Source organism: Lacticaseibacillus sp. 53-4, assembly GCF_016861805.1.
Classification (GTDB): Bacteria; Bacillota; Bacilli; order Lactobacillales; family Lactobacillaceae; genus Lacticaseibacillus.
Window position 1 is genome coordinate 111,671 of the sequence record NZ_BOLT01000001.1, and the last position, 25,233, is coordinate 136,903.

23 protein-coding genes are annotated in these 25,233 nt (G+C 56.6%); 2 read left to right on the forward strand and 21 right to left on the reverse strand.

Annotated features, from left to right (window positions below):
* Window positions 1-18 precede the first annotated feature (18 nt).
* The 12 genes from pstA to JUF21_RS00630 form a co-directional block, all read right to left on the reverse strand.
* Complete coding sequence (pstA, locus tag JUF21_RS00575; protein WP_203623233.1) at window positions 19-903, reverse strand: phosphate ABC transporter permease PstA; 885 nt, start codon at window positions 901-903, stop codon at window positions 19-21.
* Complete coding sequence (gene pstC / locus JUF21_RS00580) at window positions 900-1,823, reverse strand: phosphate ABC transporter permease subunit PstC (RefSeq protein ID WP_125755022.1); 924 nt, start codon at window positions 1,821-1,823, stop codon at window positions 900-902. The genes pstA and pstC overlap by 4 nt, the downstream gene beginning before the upstream one ends.
* The gene (locus JUF21_RS00585; RefSeq protein ID WP_203662514.1) at window positions 1,810-2,694 is read right to left on the reverse strand and encodes a phosphate ABC transporter substrate-binding protein PstS family protein; all 885 of its coding nucleotides are present in this window, start codon (window positions 2,692-2,694) and stop codon (window positions 1,810-1,812) included. Before JUF21_RS00585 ends, pstC begins: the two co-directional genes overlap by 14 nt.
* A gap of 94 nt (window positions 2,695-2,788) precedes the next feature.
* Window positions 2,789-4,459 (reverse strand): two-component system histidine kinase PnpS, encoded by a 1,671-nt coding sequence (gene pnpS / locus JUF21_RS00590; protein ID WP_203662516.1) that lies wholly within the window; start codon window positions 4,457-4,459, stop codon window positions 2,789-2,791.
* A complete protein-coding gene (locus JUF21_RS00595; protein WP_125755025.1) occupies window positions 4,452-5,156 on the reverse strand; it encodes a response regulator transcription factor in 705 nt (234 codons plus the stop codon). Before JUF21_RS00595 ends, pnpS begins: the two co-directional genes overlap by 8 nt.
* Complete coding sequence (locus JUF21_RS00600; protein WP_203662518.1) at window positions 5,153-6,268, reverse strand: PDZ domain-containing protein; 1,116 nt, start codon at window positions 6,266-6,268, stop codon at window positions 5,153-5,155. The genes JUF21_RS00595 and JUF21_RS00600 overlap by 4 nt, the downstream gene beginning before the upstream one ends.
* Window positions 6,269-6,385: 117 nt before the next feature.
* Entirely contained in the window at window positions 6,386-7,273 is an 888-nt protein-coding gene (gene ftsX, locus JUF21_RS00605; protein ID WP_125755027.1) for a permease-like cell division protein FtsX, read from the reverse strand.
* A complete protein-coding gene (gene ftsE / locus JUF21_RS00610) occupies window positions 7,263-7,949 on the reverse strand; it encodes a cell division ATP-binding protein FtsE (protein ID WP_125755028.1) in 687 nt (228 codons plus the stop codon). Before ftsE ends, ftsX begins: the two co-directional genes overlap by 11 nt.
* A gap of 81 nt (window positions 7,950-8,030) precedes the next feature.
* Window positions 8,031-9,147 (reverse strand): peptide chain release factor 2 gene (prfB, locus tag JUF21_RS00615; protein ID WP_203623237.1). Its coding sequence is split into 2 segments (ribosomal slippage): window positions 8,031-9,074 and window positions 9,076-9,147, totalling 1,116 coding nucleotides; the frame shifts between segments, so codons are not numbered across the junction.
* 74 nt (window positions 9,148-9,221) lie between these two features.
* A complete protein-coding gene (secA, locus tag JUF21_RS00620; RefSeq protein WP_203662527.1) occupies window positions 9,222-11,585 on the reverse strand; it encodes a preprotein translocase subunit SecA in 2,364 nt (787 codons plus the stop codon).
* 138 nt (window positions 11,586-11,723) lie between these two features.
* Window positions 11,724-12,284, reverse strand: coding sequence for a ribosome hibernation-promoting factor, HPF/YfiA family (hpf, locus tag JUF21_RS00625; protein WP_125755031.1), 561 nt, complete (start codon window positions 12,282-12,284; stop codon window positions 11,724-11,726).
* 115 nt (window positions 12,285-12,399) lie between these two features.
* On the reverse strand, window positions 12,400-12,810 hold the full coding sequence (locus tag JUF21_RS00630; protein WP_239061415.1) for a ComF family protein: 411 nt from the start codon (window positions 12,808-12,810) through the stop codon (window positions 12,400-12,402).
* 27 nt (window positions 12,811-12,837) lie between these two features.
* Between JUF21_RS00630 and JUF21_RS00635 the strand changes: the two genes are divergently transcribed.
* Window positions 12,838-13,053 (forward strand): hypothetical protein, encoded by a 216-nt coding sequence (locus JUF21_RS00635; protein WP_203623271.1) that lies wholly within the window; start codon window positions 12,838-12,840, stop codon window positions 13,051-13,053.
* A gap of 5 nt (window positions 13,054-13,058) precedes the next feature.
* Here the strand turns inward: JUF21_RS00635 and JUF21_RS00640 are convergent, their stop codons facing one another.
* Window positions 13,059-14,315 (reverse strand): helicase-related protein, encoded by a 1,257-nt coding sequence (locus JUF21_RS00640; RefSeq protein ID WP_203623239.1) that lies wholly within the window; start codon window positions 14,313-14,315, stop codon window positions 13,059-13,061.
* A gap of 28 nt (window positions 14,316-14,343) precedes the next feature.
* On the opposite strand from JUF21_RS00640, the gene JUF21_RS00645 reads away from it, so the two are divergent.
* Window positions 14,344-14,982: a YigZ family protein gene (locus JUF21_RS00645; RefSeq protein ID WP_203623240.1), complete on the forward strand. Its 639-nt coding sequence runs from the start codon at window positions 14,344-14,346 to the stop codon at window positions 14,980-14,982.
* A 35-nt stretch (window positions 14,983-15,017) separates the two neighbouring features.
* On the opposite strand, the gene JUF21_RS00650 is transcribed toward JUF21_RS00645, so the two are convergent.
* The 8 genes from JUF21_RS00650 to yfmF form a co-directional block, all read right to left on the reverse strand.
* Complete coding sequence (locus tag JUF21_RS00650; protein ID WP_203623241.1) at window positions 15,018-17,135, reverse strand: KUP/HAK/KT family potassium transporter; 2,118 nt, start codon at window positions 17,133-17,135, stop codon at window positions 15,018-15,020.
* Between the two features lie 151 nt (window positions 17,136-17,286).
* The gene (gene rny, locus JUF21_RS00655) at window positions 17,287-18,855 is read right to left on the reverse strand and encodes a ribonuclease Y (protein WP_125755034.1); all 1,569 of its coding nucleotides are present in this window, start codon (window positions 18,853-18,855) and stop codon (window positions 17,287-17,289) included.
* Between the two features lie 178 nt (window positions 18,856-19,033).
* Window positions 19,034-20,290: a competence/damage-inducible protein A gene (locus tag JUF21_RS00660; protein WP_203623242.1), complete on the reverse strand. Its 1,257-nt coding sequence runs from the start codon at window positions 20,288-20,290 to the stop codon at window positions 19,034-19,036.
* A gap of 60 nt (window positions 20,291-20,350) precedes the next feature.
* On the reverse strand, window positions 20,351-20,926 hold the full coding sequence (gene pgsA, locus JUF21_RS00665; protein WP_203623243.1) for a CDP-diacylglycerol--glycerol-3-phosphate 3-phosphatidyltransferase: 576 nt from the start codon (window positions 20,924-20,926) through the stop codon (window positions 20,351-20,353).
* The gene (locus tag JUF21_RS00670) at window positions 20,923-21,852 is read right to left on the reverse strand and encodes a RodZ domain-containing protein (RefSeq protein WP_203623244.1); all 930 of its coding nucleotides are present in this window, start codon (window positions 21,850-21,852) and stop codon (window positions 20,923-20,925) included. The genes pgsA and JUF21_RS00670 overlap by 4 nt, the downstream gene beginning before the upstream one ends.
* A gap of 87 nt (window positions 21,853-21,939) precedes the next feature.
* Window positions 21,940-22,665 carry an elongation factor P 5-aminopentanone reductase gene (gene ymfI / locus JUF21_RS00675; RefSeq protein ID WP_203662528.1) on the reverse strand — a complete coding sequence of 242 codons (726 nt, stop codon included), beginning with the start codon at window positions 22,663-22,665 and terminating at the stop codon, window positions 21,940-21,942.
* The gene (yfmH, locus tag JUF21_RS00680) at window positions 22,662-23,966 is read right to left on the reverse strand and encodes an EF-P 5-aminopentanol modification-associated protein YfmH (RefSeq protein WP_203623246.1); all 1,305 of its coding nucleotides are present in this window, start codon (window positions 23,964-23,966) and stop codon (window positions 22,662-22,664) included. The genes ymfI and yfmH overlap by 4 nt, the downstream gene beginning before the upstream one ends.
* Complete coding sequence (yfmF, locus tag JUF21_RS00685; RefSeq protein ID WP_203662529.1) at window positions 23,966-25,225, reverse strand: EF-P 5-aminopentanol modification-associated protein YfmF; 1,260 nt, start codon at window positions 25,223-25,225, stop codon at window positions 23,966-23,968. The genes yfmH and yfmF overlap by 1 nt, the downstream gene beginning before the upstream one ends.
* Between the last annotated feature and the right edge of the window lie 8 nt (window positions 25,226-25,233).

Below are 25,233 nucleotides of genomic sequence, written 5' to 3' on the forward strand. Positions count from 1 at the left end.
GCGGCACCCTCCTCGCCATTATTCGGCGGTCATTTTTTTGTAGAGTCGCTGGCCCAAGAACCGGGCTAGGACGTTGAACAGCAGCACGGCGAGAATCAGCACCGCACTGGCGCCGGCGGATACCGCCGCCGCATCAGGCTGAATGCCCTCGGAGTTGATTTTCCAGATATGCACGGCTAAGGTTTCGGCCGGCCGGAAAATATTCAGCGGGCTGGCAATGTTCAAAGGATTCCAGTCGGTAAAATCCAGCGCCGGGGCACTTTGCCCGGCGGTGTAGATCAACGCCGCAGCCTCGCCAAAGACGCGGCCGGCGCCCAGAATCATCCCGGTGATAATACCGGGAAGTGCTTCCGGGATGACCACGTGAATCACGGTTTCCCAGCGCGAAAGCCCCAGCGCTAGACCAGCCTCCCGCTGGGCAAAATCGACCTGCCGCAGCGAATCTTCAATATTCCGCGTCAAAAGCGGCAGGTTAAACATGGTCAGCGCCAGCGCCCCGGACAAAATCGAGAAGCCAAAATGAAATTGCAGCACAAAGACCAGAAAGCCGAACAGGCCAACGACCACCGATGGCAGCGAGCTCAGAATTTCGATTGCGGTCCGGATGATGTCTGTCAACCGGTTAGCCTTGGCGTACTCCGCCAGGTAAATCCCGGCCCCAAGTGAAATGGGCACTGAAATCAGCATGGCCAGCAGCAGCAGATAAAACGAATTGAACAGCTGGATGCCGATCCCGCCGCCAGCCTCGAAAGCCTTGGCCGGACTGGTAAGAAAATGCCAGGAAACATGCGGTAGGCCCTGAACCAAAATATACCCCAGCAGGCTCGCCAGGATCAAAACGATGAGCACGGCAATCGTGTACAAAATACCCGTCGCCAGCCGGTCTTTTTGTTTCGCGTTCATCGCTTCATCTCCCCTTTCTTACCGATCCAGCGGATCACGAGGTTGAAGGCCAAGGACATCAGCAGAAGCAGAAGCGCCAGGGACCACAGCGCGTTATTTTCCAGCGATCCCATGACAGTATTCCCAATGCCTGAAGTCAAAACGGACGTCAACGTCGACGCCGGGCTGATCAGGTTGTGCGGCAGCAGGGCGGCGTTGCCGATCACCATTTGCACTGCCAGCGCCTCGCCAAAGGCCCGCGCCATCCCAAACACGACCCCGGTCAAGATGCCGGGCATGGCCGCGCGGAGCACCACACGACTGATGGTTTGCCAGCGCGTGCCGCCCAGCGCCAGGCTCGCCTCCCGGTAGTACCGCGGCACGGCGTTCAAGGCGTCCACGGTCATGGATGTCACCGTTGGCAGAATCATGACGAACAGGACAAAGGTCCCGGCCAAGATCCCAAAGCCGGTGCCGCCAAAAACGTGGCGAATCGCCGGCACGACGACTGACAGCCCGATGAACCCGTAAACGACACTGGGAATACCCACCAGCAGTTCGATTACCGGCTGCAAAATCTTCTTACCCATTTTAGGCGAAATCTCGGTCATAAAAATCGCCGCACCCACCGCAAACGGCGTCGCGACCACCGCCGACAGAAAAGTCACCCCAAACGAGCCAACAATCATGGGCAGTGCCCCGACCTGGGGGTTGCCGTGAGCGTCATTGACCGCTGGCGACCACACACTTTTGCTCAGAAATGACCACAAGTTGACCTTGTTGTCGAAGAACGTTGCTAGGCCTCTGGACGCCACAAAGAAGAAGATGGCGGCGACCACGATCACAATCAAACTGATGCAAAACAGACTGATCAGCTTCCCCCGCTGCTCGAGCTTAGCAGAGCGGGAGCGCTTGAGCATTGCGGCTTTAATTGGATCCATTGGACTTTTCCCCCTGCTTATCGATCACGTTCCCCTTGGCATCCCGCGTGACCTTCATCGCGGTGATCGGGATATACCCCATTTTGCTAACGAGTCGTTGCTGCATCTTGGCGCTTTGAATGTAGGCCAAAAACTGCTTGGTCAACCCGTGCGGCTGGCCCTTGGTGTACATATGCTCGTACGACCAGATTGGCCAGTCGTTCGTGGTGACGTTCTGGTCCGTCGGCTTGACCCCGCTCAGTGCCAGCGCACGCACCGAACTATCCACGTATGAAAACGCGACGTACGACACCGCCCCTGGCGTGCTAGCCACAATCGAGCGCACCATCCCTGTCGAGTCCTGCTCCTGCGCCGGCATCGGCTGCCGGTCGCCCAGCACCCACCGTTCAAACGTCGCACGCGTCCCTGAGCCTTGTGCCCGGTTGACGACGACCACCGGCAAGTCCTTGCCGCCGACCTGTTTCCAGTTCGTGATCTCACCCGTGAACAACCGGCGCAGTTGGACCACGGTCAGATTTTTGACCCCGACTGCTTTGTTGGCAATCGGCGTGATGCCCACGACCGCGACTCTGTGGTCCACTAGTTTTTTGGCGTTGATCCCGGCCTTCTCCTCGGCGAACAGATCCGAGTTTCCGATTTCAACGGCCCCTTGTTGAATCTGCGACAGGCCGGTCCCGGTCCCGCCGCCTTGGACGTTGATGAACACACCGACGTGATCGGTTTGGTATTGCTCAGCCGCTGCTTCAACCAGTGGCTGCAGCGCGCTGGACCCGACCGCGGTAATGGACTCACCGCTGCTTTGGCTCGTCCCACAGCCAGCGAGTGCGAGCAGCCCGGCTAAGGCGAGAAATAAAAGATGACGTTTCTTCATGTTCACCCCTCCACGACCGTCTTCGGCCAAGTGCAGTGTTTTCAGCGTCAATACATAACAAGACGAGTGTATCAATCACATGTAAATTGTTGCCTCATCCTTTGTAAAAGCTGGGTAAATCAGTCAACGGGAGGGTGACCGTGAACGTCGAGCCCACGCCCAGCTGACTATTCAGCGTCACGTCCCCGCCGAGCTGAAGTACCATATCGTGGACGATGGCCAAGCCGAGGCCGGTGCCGCCATTATGCCGACTGCGGGCCTTGTCGACCCGGTAGAAGCGTTCAAATATCCGCTCCTGGTCATTTTCTGCGATGCCGATCCCCGTATCCTGCACGCTGAGCTTCAGATTTTTCTCGTCGGCTTTAGCTGTCACCGTAACGACGCCGTCCTTGCGATTATAAAACACAGCGTTGTTTAGCAGGTTCCTGACCACTTGAGAAAATTTCGCCGGCACCGTGGTGATGGCCAAATCGTCCGGCACATCGGCGTTGATGGTCAGCTGCTTTTCTGCGATCGGCTGCTTCAGGCTCTGCAGGGCGTCTGTGACCAGCGCCTGCACATTCACCGGCTTGGCCTGGACTTGGCCGGAATCCGGGCGCGAGAGCGTTAAGATGTCCGTAATTAGCTGCGTCAGCCGTGAGCTTTCATCGTAGATAATGTGCAGAAACTGATCCAGCGTCTGCGGATCGTCTTTAGCCCCCGCGAGCAAGGTCTCGGCAAACCCGCTGATCGCCGTCACTGGCGTTTTCAGCTCATGCGACACATTGCCAACAAAATCCAGCTGCATCTGCTCGACCTGCCGCAAGTAGGTCACATCATACAAGATGACCAGCACCTGCAGGTCACTGGTTCCCCGGTTCAGTGCGATCACGCTGGCGTCGACCGACTTTTGCGTGTTCAGCATGGTCAGTTCCTTGTGGTGCGTCTTCTGATTGCGATAGGTGTGTTCAATCATCCTGGCCAAGCGATAAGTTTTGATATCGTCAAAATAATCATGCTTGGCCTCCAGTATCGGGTGACCAACCAGCGCCGCCATGGCCGAGTTAGCGAGCAGGACCTGGCGGTTTGCGTCCAACAGCATCACGCCCAGCGGCAAGTGATCAATGAGGCGGCCAAACGTGGCCTGCCGGATCTCCGCTTTCGACCGCAGATCTTCCGTGGCGGCGTGCAGCGATTCGATTTGCTTGCCCATGGCCAGAAACGGTGAATCCGGGGTCAAAATAATCGACTCCGGCACCCCGCCGGCCTCAATGCGGGCCAGGTTGCCAGTCATTTTATCTAGATGACCGACCCAGTACCGGTGGCGGCGCTGCATCAGCATTAGCAATGCCGCCAGCCCGAAAATGGTCACCACAATCATGCCCCAAGCGACAGTCGGGGCGGCCTCAAACAAAGTCGCGCGCCGCTGCCAAACGCCGACAAACTGATTGTTGCGGCGACCCACGTAAACTTGTTCCGGCTGACCAGCCACACTCATCGTCGTGGTGTGGCCCATGATTGTTCGCTGCTGGTCCACCAGCTTCGTCAACAGCTTTGCACGCGTCCCTGTGGTCTTGCCGTCGAGCACGGTAAAGGTGACGTGGTTATCCGCTGCCAGTCGCTTAGTTGCGACGGTTCCTTGATAATCGCTGAACGTTTGGTAAAGCGAAGCGAGATGGGCGCCTTGCTGGGCGTACAACACACGGTTGATCGCCATCCACAAGGCAAAAAAGCCTGCGATAGCGAGTATGCTAACCCAGGCAATGCGCCGAACATGCTTACTCATGAGGCGCCTCCATCTGATAACCAAATCCGCGCACCGTCTTGATGTAATCTGGATGCTTTGGATCGCGTTCGATCTTATCCCGCAAGTGGCTGACCTGAATGTCCACCATCCGCGTCGCGGCCGGGTACTCAAACCCCCACACGCCGTTCAGCAGCGCATCGCGTGACAGCACCTTACCCACACGCTTGGCAAAATAAACCAGCAGCTCGAATTCTTTGGGAGTGAGCTGCAGGCGCACCCCGGCCTTGCTAGCGCGATAATTCTCGGGATCAATCATCAGCTGACCGACCACCAGCGCCTGGGCCGGCGGTTTCGGGCCGCTTTGCCGCGGGGTGTCGATACGCCGCTCAATCGCCTTGATGCGGGCAATAATCTCGCGTGGGGAAAATGGCTTTGTGACATAGTCATCAGCCCCAAGTTCCAGACCCACGATTTTATCCGTTTCACTGTCCTTGGCCGTCAAGATCATGATCGGCGTCTCCAGGTTAGCAGCCCGCAACTTTTTGGTCACCTCAAGGCCGTCTAAACCTGGCAGCATCAAGTCCAAAATGATGAAATCAAAATGCTGCTGAAGCGCGAGACTCAGGGCGGTATCCCCATCCTCTGCGGTGGTCACATCGTAGTGCTCTTTTTCCAAGTTGTACTGAAGCAGGGTAACAATTGCTGGTTCATCATCGACGACAAGAATTCTCTTCATGCTTGTTCCTCCGCAAATGTGATCATTCCCAGTTCGTGTGGCGCCCCGTTAAAAATGGCCGTTTCGGTCAGCCTGATGGCCCCGTCAAGACGCATCACCTTTAGCCGGCAGTAGGTGGGCGACGTTTGCAAGGCCGCATACAATTCATCCTCGGTGTGAACCGGCAGATGATTGCAGGTCGGGACAATATCGCCGGCGGCCAGGCCCATTTTGCTGGCTGGCGTATCCGGCTGAACGGCAACGAGCCGCACGCCGGCACTGGTTTGTGAAATCAGACCGGTCCCACGCCGAGTCGCCGCCCAGTTGGCCAGGCCCAAGATGACGCCCAACGCGGCTAAGGTGAACACCGCCATCTGACCGGCCGCTGGGCGCCAGTAAACAAGCGCGGCAACAACCAGCGCGACCAGCCCGGCGCCTAGGTATTGCCAGGACCAGGCGTCGGTCGCGTGCGTGGGCAGCTGCTTTTTGGTGGTCAGCGCTGCGCCGATCACCAAGGGCAAACCCACAAGCGCGAAGTGCACCGAGCCAATTCCCAGCTGCGGCCACCAGCCAAACGCGGGCAGCCAGTCGCCGGCCACCGGCAGCACGAGTGGGAGCCAGTACCACTGCCGGCGACTATACGTGGCAATGCGGGCACCACGCTTGCCTGGGCGCAGCTTTGGGACATCCACAGCCGGATTCATGAAGCGCAGAAGCAACGCGTTAACCAGCCAGAGGCCAGCGAGCAGCGCGGCATACCCGGCCGCCCAGCCGGCTGGCTTGGCAAGCGGGCCAAGCCACGGCGGCAGCAGAATCACCAGCCCGGCCAGCGCCACGAACCATGGCGCAAAACCGAGTCCGGCCAGCAGCAGTGCGACCACGTTAAGCACAATCAAGGCCAGCAGCACCGGGTGCGGAAGCATTGCCCCGAGCAAAACCAAGGCCACGCTAAGGACCAGTCCGCCAGCAATACCGCCAAGCAAGCCGGCCCACCAATTCGTCCAGAGACGGTCAATGCTGGTGCCAAACACCGCTCGCTCCTGACGAAACCGGTGGCTGCGCCAAAACAAGGCGACCAGCAGTCCCACCAGGGTGACCGGGCTTAAAAATAATGTAACCAGCAATTGTCCCATACGCACCTTCCTCACTATTCATCGTAAGTATAGCATGTATTTTCACTGCGCCAAACGCCCACGCCAGCAAAAAACCGCCTCGCCTCTAGGCGAAACGGTTGCAAGCAAATCAATCAGTCAGGCTTTCAGGTAACGACGCATGGAAACGACCGACCCGAGCGCCCCGATGATGATCCCAATCAGGGCCATCCCCAGGTCCAGCCAAAGCAGAAATGGCATGTTCGGGTACAGGGAAAAGCCGTTAACCGCCTCGGTGAAGTGGGCATTTTGCGCCACCAGGCCGTAGCCAAAGTCGACCAGCAGCATCGGCAGCAAGGAGCCAAACAATCCAGTCCAGGCCCCTTCAAGCAGGAACGGCCAGCGAATGTACGCGTTTGTCGCACCCACTAAGCGCATGATCTTGATCTCGTCACGCCGCGACAAAATCGTGATGCGAATCGTGTTGGAAATCAGGAACACCGCCACGAACAGCAGCAGTATCATGAAGAACGCGCCCCACCGCTGAATCGTCGAAACTGTCCGGAACAGCTTTTTGGCCGTGTTCCCGCCGTATGTGGCCTCCGAGACATGCTTCATTTTCTCTGCGCGCCGGGCAACATTGATCGTATCTTTGGCAGAGTCAGTATCGACCATGAAGATATTGTTCAGTGGATTCTGATCGCCGCGGAACATCGCCCACTGTGAGCCGTAACTACCAACGATGGAATTGAGTTCTTGACCGGCAGAGCGGTAGGTGACTTTCTTGACCTTAGCTAAGCCCTTCAGTTCCTGCTCCAAGTGATCCTGTTGCTTCTTGGTGGTGCCTTTTTGGATGTATACGCGAACCCGCACATCATTTTCGACCTGTGTGGAAACGCGGTTAACGTTCAGCAGCAGGGCAAGGAAGATTCCGACCAACAGCAGCGTGACCGTCACGGCAGAAATTGCCGCCACCGACATCCAGCCGTTGCGTTTCAGACTCTTGAGGGAGTCCTTGACGTGACGCAATAAAATATTAGTTTTCATCGCTGTAGCTGCCCCCTTGCTCGTCGCGAACCAGCCTGCCGCCGGCGATTTCCAGCAGGCGATGCGGCCGTTCATTGACGATCTCGCGGTTGTGAGTCGCCATGATGACAGTGGTGCCTTCCGAGTTGATTTTTTCCAAAATATCCATGATGCCTTCCGAGGTGTCCGGATCCAGGTTCCCGGTTGGCTCATCGGCGATCACCACGTCAGGCGCGTTGACAATCGCGCGGGCGATGGACACCCGCTGCTGTTCCCCACCGGAGAGCTCGTTAGGGAAGCGCCGGATTTTTTGCTCCAGGCCGACCATTTTCAGCACATGCAGGACCCTTGGCTTAATGTCGGCCTCTTTGGTCTCAACCACTTGCATGGCATAGGCGACATTTTCGTACACCGTCAACCGCGGCAGCAGTTTAAAGTCCTGAAACACAATGCCGATGCCACGCCGAAAATAAGGCACTTCCTTGGGCGCCATTTTAGCCAGGTCGTACTTGCCGACCTGAATGGTGCCGCTAGTCGGCTTCAATTCATGGTAAAGCATCTTGATGACAGTCGACTTACCGGCACCACTGGGCCCAATCACGTAAAGAAATTCCCCCGGGTCGACGGTCAAACTCAAATCCTTGATCGCGATGACGCCGTTGTCGTACTGCTTCATCACGTTTTTCATCTGAATCATGACTTCGCTCCTTTATTTGAACACTATCGCTGAGTATAGCAAAGCAATACGTCAGACTGATTGCAGCCAGATTACATTTCGTTACGCCGGGTTGGCATTGGCGAGCTCCCACTGCAGATAAGCGTAAATGAACGGATTGAGCGCGCCGTCCATCACGGCCTGGCCGTTGCTGGTCGAATAATTCGTGCGGTGATCCTTGACCATGGTGTAAGGGTGAAAGACATACGAGCGAATCTGTGACCCAAATGCCACATCCATCTGCTGGCCCTTGATGGCCGCAGCCTGCTCTGCCTTTTTCTCCTGCTCACGCTGATAAAGCTTGGCCTTCAGCATGGCCATCGCGGTGGCCTTGTTCTGGAACTGACTGCGCTGAGCCTGGCTGGACGTCACAATGCCCGTTGGAATGTGAATCAGTCGGACCGCACTGGAGGTCTTGTTAATGTGCTGACCACCGGCCCCGCTGGAGCGGAAGACCTCCATCTTGATGTCTTCCGGCCGCAGGTCCACGTCGATGGTGTCATCCAACTCAGGCATGACGTCGACCGAGGCAAAACTCGTGTGACGGCGGCCGGCCGCGTCAAACGGGGAGATGCGCACCAGCCGGTGCACCCCTTTTTCCGACCGCAACATGCCGTACGCATTCTCCCCGTTAATGAGCAGCGTGACACTTTTAATACCCGCTTCGTCGCCGGCTTGATAATCGGCTACTTCAACTGCGTAGCCGTTCTGATCAGCCCACCGCTCGTACATGCGCGTCAACATGGACCCCCAGTCCTGCGCTTCCGTGCCGCCGGCGCCGGGGTGAATTTCAATGATCGCGTTGTTGTGATCGTACTTACCGTTGAGGAGCAGCGCCATTTCGTAGGTGCTGAGCTTGTCCTGCAAGGCCGCCATATCGCGTTCAAGCTCCTGTTGCAGCTCCTTGTCCGGCTCTTCTTGAAGCAGTTCAAACGCCACTTCAAGGTCGTCAAGCTTGCTCTGCAAAGCAATGAAGTTATCGTGCTTGACCTTAAGTTGATTATTCTGGTCGATCAGCTTTTGCGCGTTTTCTTGATCGTCCCAAAAGCCCGGCTCGGCCATGCGACCTTCATTTTCAGCGATGCGTTCGTTCAAGGCATCGAGGTCAAAGCGACCCCCTAAAGTGATTTATTTTGGCTCGCATGTCTGCGAGGGTGGTGCGAATCTCTGCGATTTCCATCGTGTCGTTCCTTTCTCAATAACCGATTTCGCCAAAAACGCCAAGGCAACGGGAGTGCTGCCCTGGCGTCATAATCAGCGACGAATATTTTGTCGGATCTGCGCCTTCATGAAGAGCCGGGTGACCCCGTCGTCCATGTTCGCGATCATTTCCTCAAACATCCGGTACGCTTCTTCTTGGTACTCGACCAACGGGTTCATCTGCCCGTAGCCGCGCAGCCCAACACTTTGCCGAAGCTGATCCAAGGCATCGATGTGCTCGGTCCACAGACTGTCGACCACGCGCAAGATCACGACTTTTTCAAACTCCAGCATCTGAGCCTTATCGCCCAACTGGTTCAACTTGCTGGTGTAATTATCTTCAGCCAGCTGTTCAAGCGTCCTGATGATCTCGTCGCTTGACCGCTTGGCGAGCGCACTCTTCTTGAAGTCCTCATCCGTGACCATGTTAGTCGTCACGTAGTCGTAAATCTTGTCGAGTTCCCACTCCTGCTTTTCACCTTGGGTGTGAGCTTGGACCATGCGTGTGATGCAACGATCGATCATCGCCATCAGCACTGGCTTCAGTGTCTCCTCTTCGTTGATCACCTGCTGGCGCTGCTTATAAATGACCTCACGCTGTTCGCGCATCACGTCATCGTACTGAAGGGTGTTCTTACGGGTATCGTAGTTGTTCCCTTCAACGCGCTTTTGCGCCGATTCAACGGAGCGCGAGATCATCCGGCTGCGAATCACCTGCTCGTCGTCGTCCAACTTGAAGCGGTCGAGCATCTGCTTGATTCGCTCTGAGCCGAAGCGCTTCATCAAGTCGTCCTCAAGCGACAGGTAAAACTGGGTGGCACCAGGATCACCTTGACGCCCGGAACGGCCACGCAGCTGGTTATCGATCCGGCGGCTTTCGTGCCGCTCGGTCCCGATGACCGCAAGCCCGCCGACCGCCGTGACCCCGGGACCCAGTTTGATATCGGTCCCGCGCCCGGCCATGTTCGTCGCAATCGTGACCGCGCCGCGCTGGCCCGCGTTCATGATGATTTCGGCTTCCTTGGCATGGTTCTTCGCGTTCAGCACGCTGTGGGGAATCCCTTCCTCGTCCAGCAGTTTGGACAGCCGTTCGGAAGACTCGATTGCGACCGTGCCGACCAGAATCGGTTGCCCTTTGGCGTGGCGTGCTTTGATGTCCCGCGTCACGGCCTTAAACTTGGCATCTAGGGTCGGGTACAAAATATCCGGAGAATCAACGCGAATGACCGGCTTGTTGGTCGGAATCGAAATGACTTCCATGTTGTAGATTTCCCGGAATTCTTCCTCTTCCGTCTTCGCCGTCCCGGTCATGCCGGCCAGTTTATTGTACATCCGGAAGAAGTTCTGATAGGTAATCGTGGCCATGGTGGCATTTTCGTCCTGGATCTCGACGCCTTCCTTGGCTTCGATCGCTTGGTGCAGGCCGTCGGAGAAGCGCCGCCCTTCCATCGCGCGGCCAGTGAACTGGTCAACGATCAGCACTTCGCCTTCCTGCACCATGTAGTCGATATCTTTGAGCATGATGTAGTTGGCCCGCAGCGCCTGATCCAAATGGTGCGTCAGGGCGGTGTTTTCGGTGTCGTAAAGGTTCTTGAGGCCAAAAATCTTCTCCGCCTTGCGGATCCCGTTTTCGGTCAACGCCACGGTCTTGGTCGGCCAGTCGATCTTGTAGTCGTCCTCTTCCTTGAGGGTCTTTACGAACCGGTCGGCGCGAATGTACAGCCCAGTCGACTTTTCCGCCCCACCGGAGATGATCAGCGGCGTCCGGGCTTCATCGATCAGAATTGAGTCCACTTCATCGACGATCGCGTAGTTGAGTGGCCGCTGAACCATCTGCTGCTTGTAGACAACCATGTTGTCACGCAAATAGTCGAACCCGAGTTCACTGTTCGTCGAATAGGTGATATCCGCGTTGTAAGCCGCCTGTTTCTCCTCGGAGGAGAGGTCATGGGTGTTCAGCCCCACGGTCAGGCCCAGCCAATTGTAGAGCTCGCCCATTTCGGTCGCGTCACGACCGGACAGGTATTCATTGACGGTGACGACATGGACCCCTTTGCCAGCTAACGCGTTCAGGTAGACGGGCATGGTCGCGGTCAGGGTTTTCCCTTCACCAGTTTTCATTTCGGCAATGTTGCCTTCGTGAAGCGTGATGCCGCCGATGATCTGCACCCGAAACGGGAACAGGCCGAGCACGCGCTTAGCACCTTCGCGGGCAGTCGCAAAGGCCTCAGGCAAGATGTCATCGAGGGTTTCCCCCTTCATGAGCCGATCTTTCAGTTCAGGCGTTTTTGCTTTCAGGTCCTCATCGCTCAGCGCAGCATACTCGTCCTCGTAGGCCATCACCTGATCGGCAATTTTACCGAGACGGTTCACTTCGCGCTTGTCGCTTTCGACCCAAGACTTTAATACGTTTGGCATTCAGTAATCCTCTCCTGTCATCCAACTTTGCATACTGCTGACAGTATCTAAATCATTTTATCATTGTTCTCAGGTCTTTACACGCCTAGCGCAAAAAAACCGCAGATCAGGCGATCTGCGGTTGCTGAAGAAGGCGTTTTACTCGTCAGTTTCGATCAGGCCATAGCGGCCATCACGGCGCTTGTACACGATGCTGGTCCCGTTCGTATCAGCATCCTCGAAAATGAAGAAGTTATGCCCCAACATGTCCATCTGCAAAATGGCCTCTTGGGAATCCATCGGCTTCAACGACACCCGCTTGGTCCGGACCACCGTCAATTCATCTTCGTTGTCATCGGTACTGGTTGGTGCAGGTGTGCCCTCAGGCGCCACATCAATTGGCGCAAAGCCCTTTTCGCGCGACTTGCGGTTGATCTTGGTCTTATATTTCCGGACCTGACGCTCCAGCTTATCAGTGACCAAATCGACACTGGCATAAAGATCAGGGCTGGTTTCCTCGGCCCGCAGAGTCAGGTAAGACAATGGGATGGTCACTTCGACCTTGGCGGTTTTATCCTGATAAACCTTCAAGTTGACATGCGCGATGGCCTCGACTGAACTTTCGAAGAACTTGTTCAGCTTGCTGATCCGCTTCTCAACATAACTGCGAATGGCATCAGTGACTTCGATGTTTTCGCCACGAACGTTGTATGTGAGCATAAAACTTCTCCCCTTTCATCCGTGCAAACTCGTTGCACACAGGCAAATTGGCTCTGATAAAGCCCTTTCACCCTTCGTCTTTATTATATCGAACTGAAAGCGGTGAAACAAATATTTATCTGATCAGCGACCGACTGATCACCTCACCTTCAAAACCGGCCGCTCGCAGCGCCGCCTTGGCGTGGTACAGGGTCCGCCCGGTGGTGTATAGATCGTCAAGCGGCACGATGTGGGGCGGCACCTTGGCGGGTAAATGAGCGGTAAAACTTTGCCCGGTGAGCAGTCGCTCTGCCCGCGTCTTCTGCGCCTGAGGGACTGGGGTGTCGGCCTTGGTCAGCCACAGCGCCAGCGGCAGATGACCAAACAATCCCAGCACTGGATCAAATCCGCGCCTTGCATAGTGCCCTCGCTCGCTTGGAATCGGCACCAGGGCCTGGTTTTCGCCAACTACTTGGAGCACATCAGCGAATGCGCCATGCAGATGGTAATCACCCAGGCCTTTGTACTGCTGAATAAAAGCCTTCATCGGTGCGGTGTAACGAAACCACGCCCGGTGATTAAGCAGCTGCTCTCCCTGTGCCTTCCAGCGCTGGCAGTCCTGGCAAAGGCTGGGGGAATCGGCGCGACCGCAACCGGGACAGACAGTCTGCTGATCGATCTGATCAAAGCGGGCAAAGCAGGGCCGGCACAATTGAGCCGGTCGCAGCGGCCGCGCATCAAGCAGGCCAGAGAGCCCCGGATCATCTCGCAGGGGCTGATGGCACAATAGGCAGTTCATGGTCTGCGCCTGTTCATCATCGTGATTTCATGCCGCGCTGCCAGCATGTTCAACGTGATGTGCCGGCCCACAAACCACACCGGATCATCCGGGCTGGCCTGGCTGCGGCCTGCGCGCCCAGCCATCTGGATCAGCCCACTGGCACTGAACTGCCGGTCGTCTGCGGCCAGCACCAGCACCGCGCAGTGCGGAATCGTCACCCCTCGCTCCAAAATCGTCGTGGTGAGCAGGACCGCCACCACGCCATCGCGAAACTGTTGAACTTTTACTACCCGTTCCGGATCTTCGGCGTGGACCGTCTGCACCGTGTACCCGGCTTGGCCCAAGGCTTGCGCAAGCGGCAACAACCAATCAATGCGCGGCACAAACAGCATGCACTGACGGCCTGTGAGTTGTGCCAGCAAGCGCAAAACGGTGTTGGGAGCCCGTTTTGGCACCCCTTTAAGCGTGGCGACAAGCAGGTGCGGCACTGGCAGCGGAAAGCCATGAAAGCGCCGCACCAAAAAGCTGACACCGATGGTGCCAGCGCGTGCCGCCTGCTTTAACGCCCGCGGCGGGGTCGCACTGAGGTACACGGTCGGGCCGCGGTTGGCATGAGCCACGGCGGCAGCCAGCATGGGCGTTTGACTATACGGAAACGCGTCCACCTCATCGACGATCACCAGGTCAAAATGCTGATAATACCGCAGCAGCTGGTGGGTGGTCGCCACCACCAGAGGGGCAGGTGCCACTGGCCAAGGCGCGCCGCCGTATTGCACCGCGACGGGGGTCTCGGCAAAGGCGGCTTGAAGCCGTGGAGCCAGCTCAAGCACAACATCGATCCGCGGTGTTGCGACGGCCACCCGGTGATGTTCGGCAAGCTCATGCGCAATGAGCGGAAACAGCATCTCCGTTTTGCCCGCCCCTGTCACCGCCCACAACAGATGATCGCGGCCTGCCGCAACCGACGCCACTGCGGCCTGCGCGGCAGCGCTTTGGGCCGGTGTGAGCGAACCTGCCCAGGTCAACGTGCCGCCTTCACCAGGTCCGCTTGGGAACCGAAACAGTCGCGTCGTGCTGGTGACCCGGCCAAGGCCGATGCATGCTCGGCAATACGTGCGCCCATCCGGCAGCTGGTGGTGCGTGCGCTGACCGCAGCGCTGGCAAACCCCATCAACAATGCCGAAGACGACCTCAGCCTGTGCTAAACTGGACGCAGCGATGCCAGCGTCTGCGACTTCTTCATCAATCAGTTGCATCCCACTTGGAATCATTGCTTTCACCTCAAAAGGAGATTACGCCATGACAGCCGATTATCACACGTTGACTCGCGCCGCGGAGGCGGAGCAGGTGATCAAAAAATCTCGCTTCATCTGTGCGGTGGCGCCGATCAAAAGCGAAAAAGACGCGCAGGCCTTCATCACCGCCGTGGCTAAGGCGCATCCTAAGGCCAACCATCACGTCCCCGTCTACCTGCTGGGGGACGATGACCACATCCAGCGGGCCAACGACGCTGGCGAGCCCGCCGGTACCGCAGGGGTGCCAATGCTGCGCACGCTTCAGGAAATGGGGCTTCACGATGTGGTCGCCGTGACCACCCGGTACTTCGGCGGCATCAAACTGGGGGCCGGTGGGCTGATTCGAGCGTACGCCGGCAGCGTCACCGCGGCAGTCAAGCAGGCCGGCATCAGCCGGCGGCAAATGATGCGTGCGCTGACCCTCAGCATGCCTTACGCCCAGCTCGACCGCGTGACTCACTGGCTGGGCGAACAAAGCCTCACCATCACCGCCACGGACTATCGGGAACAAGTCACCGTGAGCGTCGCGGTGCCTGCAGCCCAGGCAGAACTAGTCAGCCGCGACCTTGTTAATTTGACGGCAGGCCAGGTGGTCCCTGAGCTCGGTACCCTCAGCCCCCGACTGATCCCAATGCCACAATAAAACCCCAGACAATGTTGAAATTGTCTGGGGTTTTCTCACTTTTCAGCGTCGTCGTCAGGCGCCTTGGTTTGCGGATTAATGATCTCCGTTTGCGTCTGGATTGGACTGTTTTTCACGCGGTCAACGGCTTTTAGCCGCATGGCCTTGGCATTCATGATTTGGTGCTTGGAAAAAGCCACAGTGCGCGGCACGCTGATGAACAGCGGCACGGTTTCTTCCACGACATTGGCAAATTCTAGACCGTACCAGTTGGCCGGGCTTGTGGTGATGTTTTGCAGCCACAGACGTCCGCCAATCAGTCTGCGCTGCCAGCCGGGGATGTTCTCCGTCGTCAGCAGGTTCTGTGCTTGTTCGCGGATGATGACAAACTTGAAGTCCCCCACGTTGCGGTTCTTGACGGTCGTATACTTCGGCGTCTGCGGGTCGATGACCTTGGCGTTCAGCAAATCGTTAATGATCTTGCGGATGTAGACATTCACGTGTTGTGACATCCGGAAGCCCAGGTAAATCTGCACTGAGATCACGTTGCGGGTATGCAGCATATCGACGGTGTAACGCATTTCGACCGGCTTATCCGTTTCGTTGACGGTGACAAACCAGTAGACTTTGGCACGTTTGGGCCGCTTATCCAAGATTGAGTACAGCGTCGAACGCTTCAACCGGTATCCCTGCTTGACCTTTGTCATGTAAACCAGGTTTGTCGTGTAGGTTGGAATTGTCTCATCCGCTGACAACTCAGTCAGCTGGTCGACGTAATCCGTCAGGACGACGTACTCACTTTCGTCCTGGTAATGCTCTCGAATCTTATTGCCGAAGTACCAAACGACCATCATGGCCAAAATTAGCAGCATGATGAACAGCGTGATGTACCCGCCATGAAGAAACTTGACCATGCTGGCCACCAGAAAGACAAATTCAATCATCCCAAAGAACCCGGCCACCAGCGCCGCATACAAGCGGCGAATCTTCATGGACAGGAACTCGAACAGCAGCACGGTGGTCATCAGCATGGTGATGGTGATGGCAAGCCCGTATGCCGCCTCCATCGCTTTAGAGGTGCGGAAGAACCACACGACGCTCAAGGTGACTAGGCACAGAAACCAGTTCACAAACGCGATGTAAATCTGACTGCGCTCAGTAGAGGGGTGCTTGATCGCCATGCGAGGCAAAAACTTCAGCCCAACGGCTTCATGAACCAGCGTGTAAGAGCCGGTGATCAAGGCCTGGGAAGCAATGATTGCCGCCATCGTGGCCAGTACGATGGCAAACGGCCGCAGCCCGGTGTTCAGCATCGTGTAAAACGGGTTCAGGGTCGCCATCCCGGCGAATGCAGGATCTTGATAGTGGCCAATCAGCCAAGCGCCTTGCCCAAAGTAGTTCAGCATCAAGCAGACATAGACAAATGGCCAGGTCGCGTAGATATTGTATTTACCCACGTGCCCCATGTCTGAGTAAAGTGCCTCAGCCCCGGTCGTGGCCAGGAAAATGCTCCCAAGCAGGAAAATACCGACTTTATTCGCTGGTGAAAACAAGATTCGCACCGCATAAACCGGATTCAGGGCCTTGATGATCTCCAGGTGCCCCGTCATGTGAGTCAGCCCTGCAATGCCCAGAAACAGGAACCAAATCAGCATGATGGGCCCAAAAGCATTGCCTAACTTGGCGGTGCCAAAGCGCTGGATCATAAATAAGGTCAGCAAAACGACGCTGGTGATGACCAAAACAACCAGCTGCGAGTTGCTGAAGACGAAACTGCCAAAGCGCTGATTTTTCAGGCCTTCAAGGGCGGTGGTGACCGTGACCGCCGGCGTCAAGGTGCCGTCGGCCAGCAGGGCCGCGCCGCCAATCAAGGCAGGAATGGCCAACCAAGCGCCGCGCCGGCGCACCAGTGCGTAAAGCGCAAAGATCCCACCTTCACCGTTGTTATCAGCCTGCATCGCCAGCACAACATATTTAATGGTGGTGAGAATCATCAAGGTCCAAAAAATTAACGACACTGACCCGATAATGTAATCCGGCGTCAGCGCACCCACTGAGCCCGCGTCCGCAATGATCGCGTTCATGACGTACAGTGGGGAGGTCCCGATGTCGCCGTAAACGATCCCCAGCGTGATCAGCATGCCGACCAGTGACGCTTTTTTCTTCCGTGTCATTATTCTCTCCTTAGCAGCGACGAACTGCCCGCCGCGTCTTAAGTGACTGTACGAAATGATAATCCATTTCAGGGGGCAGCGTCAACTGAGACCCAATGGCGTCAAAAAAGCGGCCGCCATCGGGGGATGACGAGCCGCTTTTGAAATCCGGTCACTTGGCGTACTCAACGGTGCGCTTTTCCCGAATCACGGTCACCTTAATGTGACCAGGATATTCAAGTTCTTTCTCAATGCGGTTGCGAATCTCGCGAGCCAAAACCACCGACTGCTCATCAGTTAGCTTATCCGGCTGAACGATCACGCGAACCTCACGGCCGGCCTGAATCGCATACGACTGCGCCACGCCGTCGAACGAGTTAGCAATGGCTTCGAGCTTTTCCAGCCGGTGAAGGTAATTCTCCAGCGATTCGGAGCGAGCCCCGGGCCGCGCCGCCGAAATCGCGTCAGCTGCGGCAACTAACACCGCGATGACCGAAGTCGGCGCAACGTCGCCATGATGCGAGGCAATCGTGTTGATCACCACTTCTGGTTCTTTGTACTTTGTGGCCAACTCAACGCCGATCTCAACGTGAGACCCGCCCACTTCACGGTCTTGAGCCTTACCAATATCATGTAATAATCCTGCGCGTCTCGCTAAGTTGACATCTTCGCCGAGTTCTGCCGCCATGATTCCAGCCAGCTTGGCCACCTGAATCGAGTGATCCAGGACGTTCTGCCCGTAGCTGGTCCGGAAGTGCAAGCGGCCCAAGATCTTGATCAAGTCGGGGTGCATATTATGAATCCCGACATCAAAAATTGCCTGTTCCCCGATTTCACGAATGCGTTGATCCATTTCCTTGCGCGCCTTGTCGACCATTTCTTCAATGCGGGCAGGATGAATACGACCGTCCTGAATCAGTTTTTCAAGCGCCATCCGGGCGATTTCACGCCGAATCGGGTCAAACCCTGACAACACCACCGCTTCCGGTGTGTCATCGATGATCAAGTCGATCCCTGTCAGTGTTTCCAAAGTCCGGATATTGCGACCCTCACGGCCGATGATTCGACCCTTCATATCGTCGTTCGGCAGGGTAACTGTCGTGACCGTCGTTTCGGCGACCACATCAGAGGCACTGCGCTGGATGGCATCGGCGATGAGCGACTTGGCCGTGCGGTCAGCCGTCTCCTTCGCCTCATCTTCACTTTCTTTGATCAATGTGGCACGTTCATGCGCCAGTTCAGCCTTGGTTTCAGTGAGGACCTGGTCTTTCGCCTGTGCTTTGGTGAGACCGGCGATGCGTTCCAGCTCCTGCTGTTGTTTCAAAATAGTGGCGGTAATGTCTTCTTTTTTGGCATCCAATTGCTGCTGCCGGGCGTTTAATTCGCTCTCGCGCGCCGTCAGACTCTTTTCCTTTTGGTCAAGCGTATCATCACGGCGATCCAGCGCCTCTTCACGCTGCAAGACGCGATGTTCCGATTGCTGGACCTCACTGCGCCGATCCTTGAGTTCGGCCTCCACCTGAGTCTGGTACTGGTGGGCCTTTTCCCGCGCCGAAACAATTTTCTCTTTCTTGAGCGTTTCGGCTTCTTTCTTCGCGCTCTCAATGATTCCAGCAGCACTGTCATGTGCTTGATCCAAAGTCCGCTCATGGCTTCGTTTCTGAAGCCAGTTGCCAATCAACAATCCGAGCACCAAAGCGATGACGGCGAGGATCACTGAGAGCAAAATTCCTGAGCTCATCTTTTCACCTCCGCATCATCAAATGGTTTCACGATGCTATTAATATTTACAATTTGACACAATGTTGATTGTAGCGGTTAGGGTCTGTGGTGTCAACTTGATGAAAGCGCGTCAACCCTACGCAAAAGCGGGTTTGCCAACGTGGCAGACCCGCTTCAAAAAAGGTTTAACCGGTGATTTAGCCTTGTTTTTCAGCCGCTTGCAGAAAACGTAAGAGCGTGAATAAACCGGCTTTGACCGCGCGCCCGCGCACTGCGGCCCGACTGCCCGGGAAATGATGCAGCGTCGCGACGGCCGACTGACCTTTGGCGGCCAGCCCAATCCATACCGTCCCCGCCTCGATGCCGTCGCTCGGCCCGGGGCCGGCAACCCCGGTGAAGCTGATTGCGACATCAGCTGCGGCCTGCTTGAGCGCCCCCTCCGCCATCGCTTTAGCGGTTTGCTCGCTGACAGCACCGGCCTGGTCGATCGCGGCCTGATCCAGCTGCAGGAACTTGGCCTTGGTGCGGTTGGAATAGGTGACAAAGCCGCCTTTGAACCATGCCGAAACCCCGGGAATGTCGGCCAGCGCTGCTTGAAAGGCCCCTGCGGTTAAGCTCTCCGCCGCCGTGACCTCAACCTTCTCGCGGGCCAGTGCGCGGACCACCTCAGCGGCCAAACTGTTATTATCGCCGTAACCGTAGAAGAACTCGCCCAGCCGCGCCTGCACCGCGCGTTCAAGCGGATCCAGCAGCGCCGTGGCGGCCTGCTCTGATTTGGCCTTGGCGGTCAGCCGCAGCGTCACCTCGTACGGCTTAATATAGGTGGCCAACGTCGGGTTGGTCTGCGCGGCGATGAGGTCCGCCAGCTCAGTCACCACCTGCGACTCACCAATGCCAAAGAAGCGCAGCACCCGCGACACCATCACTTCACCTTGGCCTTGCCTTTTCAGCAGCAGGGGCACCAGGGCGTTTAACACCATCGGCTCAAACTCACGCGGCGGCCCAGGCAGCAGCACGTAGGTCCGCCCTTGCTGTTCCAGCACGGCGCCAACAGCTAGGCCAACGGCGTTTGTCAGTACCGTTGCTCCGGCCGGATACATGGCTTGCAGGCGATTGTTGGCAGTCATTTCGTGGTGCTGCTGCTTGGCGTAGGCCTTGAGCTTGGCCATCGCCGGCGCGTCTTCGACCAGCGCCACACCGAGGTGCTTGGCCAGTGTCTGCTTGGACAAGTCATCGGGTGTCGGCCCCAGCCCGCCCAAGACAAAAATCATGTCCGCACGGCTTTCGGCAAGCGCGATTGCCGCCTCCAACCGCTCGGGATTGTCGCCAACGACTTGCTGATTAAGGCTGTCGATACCCAGCTCGCTGAGCTGCTTGGCCAAAAACGCCCCATTCGTGTTGGTGATTTGGCCCAGCAGCATCTCCGTTCCGACTGCGATCAATTCTGCGTTCATGACATTGGTCCTTTCTGTCCATACAGACAACAAAACCCGCAGTAAGCTGCGGGCTGCGAGTTATTTACCAAAAGAGTCGGCGAAGACCCCACGATTCTTGTAAAAGTATTCGATTCCTGAGTACAAGGTGAAGAGCACCGCGAGGTAAAACAGAATTTCACCCAAGGGAAAGCTCAGCCCGAAGTTATTTAGAAACAGGCAGATGATGGCCAAGTCCTGGGTGACGGTCTTGATCTTACCCGGCCAAGCCGCGGCCAGCACCTCGCCTTCGTTGGACAGCAGTAATCTCAGTCCCGTTACAGCAAGCTCCCGCCACAGAATGACTGCAGTGCCCCAGGCAGGCACGACGCCAGCTGCCGTGAGAAAGATGAAGGCGGTCATCACCAGCAGTTTGTCCGCCAGCGGATCAGCAAATTTACCGAAATTCGTCACCAAGTGGCGGGCCCGAGCGATTTTACCATCGGCCAAGTCGGTGAGGGTCGCCGCGATAAAAATGATAGTGGCAACTAGGTACGACCAAGAGAGCTGGCTCGCGCCAACGGCAAAACTGCCCGCCGGCCAGCCCATGACCAGCAAGATCGTAAAGACCGGGATCAGGATGATCCTAAGCATCGTTAATTTGTTTGGTAAATTCACTGCACGTTCCCACTTTCTGACGAACTGCTTGACGCGGCCGTGAAGGTCACCGTCCGCACGACACTGGTTGTGGTCGTGCCCAAGTCAACCTTTTTGTCGTTCAACGAGATGGTCGTTTTCGGCATATTGCCGGAGTTGACAGCAAAACTGGTCGTGCCGTCTGGCAAGTCTACCGTGTGCTCACTACCCGGCTGAACCGTCCCCTGCCAGGTCACCGCATTGTTGACGTAGACGGCGACCCAGGCTGCGGCATCAGTAGCCGCAACTTTGATGGTGTTACCACTGGCCGGCAGATTAGTGACCGTGGCCGTCTGTCTTGTCGTGGAGACGTCAGCCACCGCAATCTTCAGGCTGCCGTTCTTCTTGCTTGATTTTTTCGTCTTTTTACTGCTTGCCTTTGCCTTACTGGACGTCGAGCTGGCCTTTTGGCTGCTGGACGCCTTCTTACTGCTTGAAGCCTTTTTGCTACTCGAGACCGACACGTTGTCGTTGGTCGGAATCGTCTCTTTCGGCTGGGTGCTAGAGTAATGCCACATCACCAGGTAGGCCCCCACCACGATCACAATCGCGAGTGCCGCAATGGCAATGGGCCAGGCGTGCTGACGCAGCTTATTGACTGGTGAGTTTTCAGCAGTCCGCTCGCTGCGGGTCCGATTTTCAACTGATTGTTCCACATACTCCTGAGGCTGTGTGTCAGGAATGTCTTGCTGAAATTGCGTTAGTAGCGCGTCGGCATCGAGGCCAACCGTCTCTGCATACTGCTTGATAAATGCCCGGACGTAGAAATCGCCTGGAAGCGCGTCAAAATTGCCTTCTTCGATCGCAATCAAATAACGCTTTTGGATCTTGGTGATCTGCTGAAGGTCGTCAAGGGTATAGCCCTTTTCAATTCTGGCGGTACGCAGTTTTTGCCCAATTTCGTCCATTTGTTTTCTTCACCCGCTAGTTTATTATTGACTGTTTTCAGTATAGCATGAATAAACTGCTACATGAATTAAGAAATAGTTGCGTTGCTAACGCAGCCAACCGCCCGTCACATATAGTGTCTGGCCGGTGAGATAGGCCGCTTCTTGGCTGCATAAACTGGCCACATAGTAGCTGATATCTGCAGGCGCCGCAAACCGGCCCGCCGGAATCTCCGCTTGCACGGCGGCAAGCGCAGGCGCATCAAACATTTTGTTCATCTTGGTGGCAACGGCCCCAGGCGCCACCACGTTGACGGTGATGCCAAGGCTCGCGACCTCTTTGGCGTAAGCCCGCACGAAGGCGGACTGTGCCCCCTTCACTGTGCTGTATGCCACTTCCATGGCGGAGCCTGACCCACCGTAAACCGAGCCGATAAAAATGATCCGGCCATGACCTGAAACTGACAATTTAGCCTGGAGCTTAGTTAGCAAAACCATCGGCGTCAGTAAATGCACCTGCATCAAGGTGGTCAGTTCGGGCACAGTCGTCTCCTGAAACAGGTGATAGTAAGTCATCCCCGCCGCGAAAATCACGGCGTCGACACTGAACAGTTGATCCGTCAGCTGGTCAAGATGCATTTCATCGGTCAAATCGTACTGCACTTTCAGAAAATCTTGTTTGGGATAAGCCGCGGTCAGCTTGGCCACCAACGCGGCCACTGGGGCCTCGTGCTGATCGTAGTGGAGATACAGCGACCACCCCTGCGCCGCCAGCCGCTTGGCACAAGCGCCGCCGATGTCGCCACTGGCCCCGACAATTAAAGCAAAACTCATGCTTGCGCCTCCGGACGGACGTGGAAGACGGAAACGGCGTCCACATCGAAAAAGCTGGCGGCGACTTGTTTGACGTCTCTAAGCGTCAAGGACTTTAAGGTCTCGACCACTTCGAACGCGTTTGACTCGTTGAAGCTCTGAGACGACAGCTGGTTGGCCGTTTGCTCGAGGGAGTTCAGGGACATGTAATACTTGCCCAAGGCGGCCTGGAGGATTCGCTGAAAGCGTGCCTCAGTGAGGGCGGGCTGATCCGCACCGCGGGCGATCACTGAAGCGACCGCATCGGAGAATGCGGACGGATCGTCGGCATCCCCGGTGATCGTCGCGTAATTGAACGTCCGCCCGGCGATGTAATCCGCCGCGAAGGAGTCGTCCACCAGCCCGTCGTCGTACCACTTTTGATAAAGCGGCGAAGAGTCCCCAAAAATCATCTCCAGCAGCACCTCAATGGCCAGCTTATACTTGGTGCCCTCAAGATCCCCCGGCGCATCGATCTGGCCCTTGATGCCGACTGCACTTTTTGGCCGGATCACTGGCAAATCAGCCGCCCGGTATGGCAAAATCGTGCTGAGGTCGCCGTCGAAGCCGACGCCGCGCACGATTGGCGTGGCCGGTGCAAAGGTCTTGGCCGCCTGGTTCTCGGCAATGTGCGCGAGGACGTGCTCAGGGTCAAAGTTGCCCACCAGTGTCAGTGTCATGTTGCTTGGCTGATAAAAGGTGCGATAGGCCTGATATAGCCGCTCCGGGGTGATCTGAGCAATCGAGGCGATGGTCCCGGTCACGTCTCTGGCCACCGGATGATTCGGGTACAAGTTTCCCAAGATCCCGTAGTACAACAACCAGCCGGGATCATCTTGGTACATCTGGATTTCCTGGCCAATAATGCCGCGCTCTTTGGCCACCGTTTGGTCGGAGAAATATGGCGCCTGAACAAAATCCAGCAGCGTCGTCAGGTTCTCAGTCAGCTGAGTCGACGTCGAGAACAAGTATGCGGTGCTGGTCGCGCCGGTAAACGCGTTAGCTGAGGCGCCGGTTTGCCCGAACAAATCAAAGGCGTCGTGATCCTCCTTCTCAAACAGCTTGTGCTCAAGAAAATGGGCGATGCCTTCTGGGTCCTCGACCATTTCGGTGGCACCGGCTGGCTGGTAGCGCACATCAATGCCCCCGTAATCGACCGCAAACAGGGCGTAACTTTGATGATACGCTGGCCGCGGGACAAGCAGCACGCGCAGCCCATTGGCCAGCGTCTCCGTCACCAAGGTTTCTTGGACGGCCGGATACTCGGTTTGATTCAATGCCATTAGTTGGCCTCCTGTTCGTCCAAAAAGTACACGGCTTGCAACTTCATTGCCGCGGCCGCAGCCATCACTTCCTGTTTAGTGACAGCAGTGATCGCTGCGGCATAAGCCGCATAGCCAGGCTGGTGGGTGGGCACCAGCGCGTGAAGCAGTTCCTGACGAGCCAAAAACTGGGGGGAATCATAAGCAGCCTGGCGGGCATTAAGCAAGCCCTCTTTGATGTGTGCAAGCAGTTCAGCCGAAAACGCGCCGTCTGCCACTTTGGCCAACTGATCTGCAATCAGCTGCTGCACCTGGTCGCGGTTCACAGCATCGATCCCGGTTTGCACCATGCTGAACTGGCGAAATGGCTCAAACATCGAACTGGCATAATAAGCCAGACTCGCCTTTTCCCGCACATTGGTAAACAGCAGTGAAAGCGGCGAACCGCCGAACAATTCGTTTGCGACCACATTGGCGTAGAATTGGCGGCCGTAGAGGTCACTCGGCGTGGTGTAGGCTAAATTGAGCTTGGCCTGGTTAACGTGGGCCGAGACGGTTTCTTGCCGCACCGGCGCGTCAGGCTGGCGATAAATCAGCGCAAAGGCGGGCTCAGGCCGTGCGGCAAAGCCTAACTGCTTAGCAAGTGGGACCACCTGCTCTTCGGTCACATCACCGAGCACCACAATTTCAATTTGGTCGTGACTTAGCATATCCTGATATACCGCCATCAGCCGCGCCTGAGTGACGGCTGTCAGCTGCCTTAGGGTCCCAAAACTCGGCGTGGCCTGCGCATCGTTGCCCTGGAAGTACAAACGCTGCGTCGCCAAACTTGCCTGCAGCTGCCGATCCTCGTCCATGCTGCCCAAATAGGCCGCCAGGTTTTTTTGCTCCCGGTCAAAGACTTCGGGATCAAACTGATTGCCAACCAGTTTCGGCTTTAACAGCACCTCGTGAAGCAAGTCAAAGCCCTGCGCCAACAGCGGTACCTGCGCGAGCTTGTCGGCCACCAGGTTCAAGGTGGCAGTGACGCGGTGGACTGCGCCGGTTTTAGCCACACCGATTCCAAAGCTGGCCCCGAACATTGTTTCAAGCGCGGCGGATAAGTCGGACTGGGTCGGATACTTGGCGGAACTGGTTTCCAGTACAGAAGTCAGCAGCGTCCGTGCCGCAAAATCCTGCGCCTTGGCTGGCGCGATGAAATGAATCGCCACGCGGGTGGTTTTAAACTGATTGGTCGACAGGACGTTCAAAAAAACACCAGTAGCTAATTGAATTCGCATAAAAACTC